The organism is Mesorhizobium sp. M7D.F.Ca.US.004.03.1.1 (assembly GCF_003998635.1).
In the GTDB taxonomy this organism is placed as follows: Bacteria; Pseudomonadota; Alphaproteobacteria; order Rhizobiales; family Rhizobiaceae; genus Mesorhizobium; species Mesorhizobium loti.
In genome coordinates, this window is record NZ_RZQG01000866.1 from 1 (window position 1) to 2,462 (window position 2,462).

Sequence of the window (2,462 nt, forward strand, 5' to 3'; positions counted from 1 at the left end):
CGCGCAATCCATTCGGCCCGGCGCCGAGCCAGGCGCCCGCTGGTACAGGGCGCGGGCGCGCACCTTCAGCGTTCCGGGCCAGCGGCTGCCGATGCTGGCCTGGCAACTAGCCGACATCTCGCAGGAGCGGGCCGAGCAGGAGCGTTTCTTCCTCGATTTGCAGAAGGCGATCGATCACCTCGACCACGCGCCGGCCGGCTTCTTTTCGGCCGACCAGGAGGGCCGCGTCACCTACATCAACGCCACGCTTGCCGAATGGCTGGGCATCGACCTCACCAGCTTCACGCCCGGTGCCGTCTCCCTGGCAGAGATCGTGGCCGGCGACGGCATGGCGCTGGTCCGCTCGGTCAAGGCTGACCCCGGCACGACACGCAACGCGGTGATCGATCTCGACTTGACGACGATGACGGGCGAGGCGCTGCCGGTGCGGTTCATGCATCGTGTTTCGGCCAGCCGCGAAGGCCTCAATGGGCCGACGCGCACGATCGTGCTCAACCGCACGCAAGGCGAGGACTCCTCGGCCGATTTGCGGGCCTCGGAAGTGCGCTTCACCCGCTTCTTCAACTCTACACCGATGGCGATAGCCGGCGTCGACCACAACGGGCGCATCCTGCGCACCAATGCGCCGTTCCTGTCGCTGTTTTCATCCGTCGTCGATCGCGATGCCGTCGATCGCCGTGTGCGGCTCGACACGGTGATCCATGAACGCGACCGGCCGGCCTTTGCGACTGCCTTTGAAAAAGCGCAACAACGGCAGGCCGACATCGAGCCGATAGACACGCTTCTGCCCGGCAACGACGAGCGGCACATCCGTTTCTACGTCAACGCGGTCGCCGACGGCACCGGCGGCGAGGGCGCCGAGGAGTCGGCCATCGTCTACGCCGTCGAGACGACGGAGCAGAAGGCGCTCGAAGGGCAGATGGCGCAAAGCCAGAAGATGCAGGCGGTCGGCCAGCTTGCCGGCGGCATCGCGCACGATTTCAACAATGTGCTGACCGCCATCATCATGGCGTCCGACCTTTTGTTGACCAACCACCGTCCGTCGGACCCGTCCTTCCCCGACATCATGAACATCAAGCAGAATGCCAACCGGGCGGCTTCGCTGGTGCGGCAGCTGCTCGCCTTCTCGCGCAAGCAGACTTTGCGGCCGGAAGTGCTCAACCTGACCGACGTGCTCGCCGATCTGAGGATGCTTCTGGCCCGCCTGGTCGGCAATGACATCAAGCTCAAGGTCGACCATGGCCGCGACCTGTGGCCGGTCAAGGTCGATATCGGGCAGTTCGAGCAGGTGGTGGTCAACCTTGCGGTCAACGCGCGCGACGCAATGCCGGCGGGTGGCGATCTCACCGTGCGCACCCGCAACGTGACCGCCGAGGAGTGCAAGGCCTTTTCCTATCGTGAACTCGCCCCGGCGGACTATGTCGTGGTCGAAGTCGAGGACACCGGCAGCGGTATCGCGCCCGATGTGCTGAAGAAGATTTTCGAACCCTTCTTCACCACCAAGGAGGTCGGCAAGGGCACCGGCCTTGGCCTGTCGATGGTCTACGGCATCATCAAGCAGACCGGCGGCTTCATCTTCTGCGATTCCGAAGTCGGCAAAGGCTCGACTTTCCGCATTTTCCTGCCGCGTCATATTGCGGAAGCGAAAAAAGCAGGCGAGCCCAGCGATGTGCCGGCGGCCCCGGCAAAGATCGCCGATGCGGCTAAGGATCTGTCGGGCTCGGCCACAGTGCTGCTCGTCGAAGACGAGGATGCCGTGCGCATGGGCGGTATGCGGGCGCTGACCTCGCGCGGCTACACCGTGCACGAGGCGTCGTCAGGCGTGGAGGCGCTGGAAGTGTTCGAGGCGCTGGGCGGCAAGGTCGACATCGTCGTTTCCGACGTGGTGATGCCGGAAATGGACGGACCGACGCTGCTTGGTGAGTTGCGCAAGCGCCAGCCGGACATCAAGTTCGTCTTCGTGTCCGGCTATGCCGAGGACGCATTCGCCAGAAACTTGCCGGCCGACGCGCATTTCGGCTTCCTGCCAAAGCCGTTCTCGCTCAAGCAACTGGCGACGATCGTCAAGGATGTGCTGGAGTCCTAGAACCTCCTTCAGTTCTTTCCTTGCGCTGCGCCGCTACAACGCCATGATTGCGGGTGAAACGGCAGGCGGGCTCGGGGGAGCAGCTGGTGACGCCACACAACGAAGCGGACAAGAGCGACTACGCCGACACAGTGTTGTTGCCGGGTGATCCGCAGCGCGCCGAGTGGATGGCGCAAACTTTCCTGGAAGCGCCGCGCTGCATCAATCGCCGACGCGGCGCGCTTGGCTTTACTGGGCTGTTTGGCGGCAAACCTGTCAGCATTCAGGCGACGGGCATCGGCGTTTCATCGTTTCTGATCTATGCGCATGAATTGCTGGAGCATTTTGGTGCGCGAACGTTGATCCGCACCGGCACCTGCGGCAGCCTGACCGCCAA

General features: G+C 63.9%; 1 protein-coding gene and 1 pseudogene. Both read left to right on the forward strand.

What is annotated here, in order from left to right:
* Positions 1-2,086: PAS domain-containing sensor histidine kinase (locus EN935_RS31075; RefSeq protein WP_164771494.1), on the forward strand; the 2,086-nt coding region annotated here is incomplete at its 5' end.
* Positions 2,087-2,172: 86 nt separating this feature from the next.
* A pseudogene (locus EN935_RS31080) lies at positions 2,173-2,462 on the forward strand (purine-nucleoside phosphorylase); the annotation flags it as partial.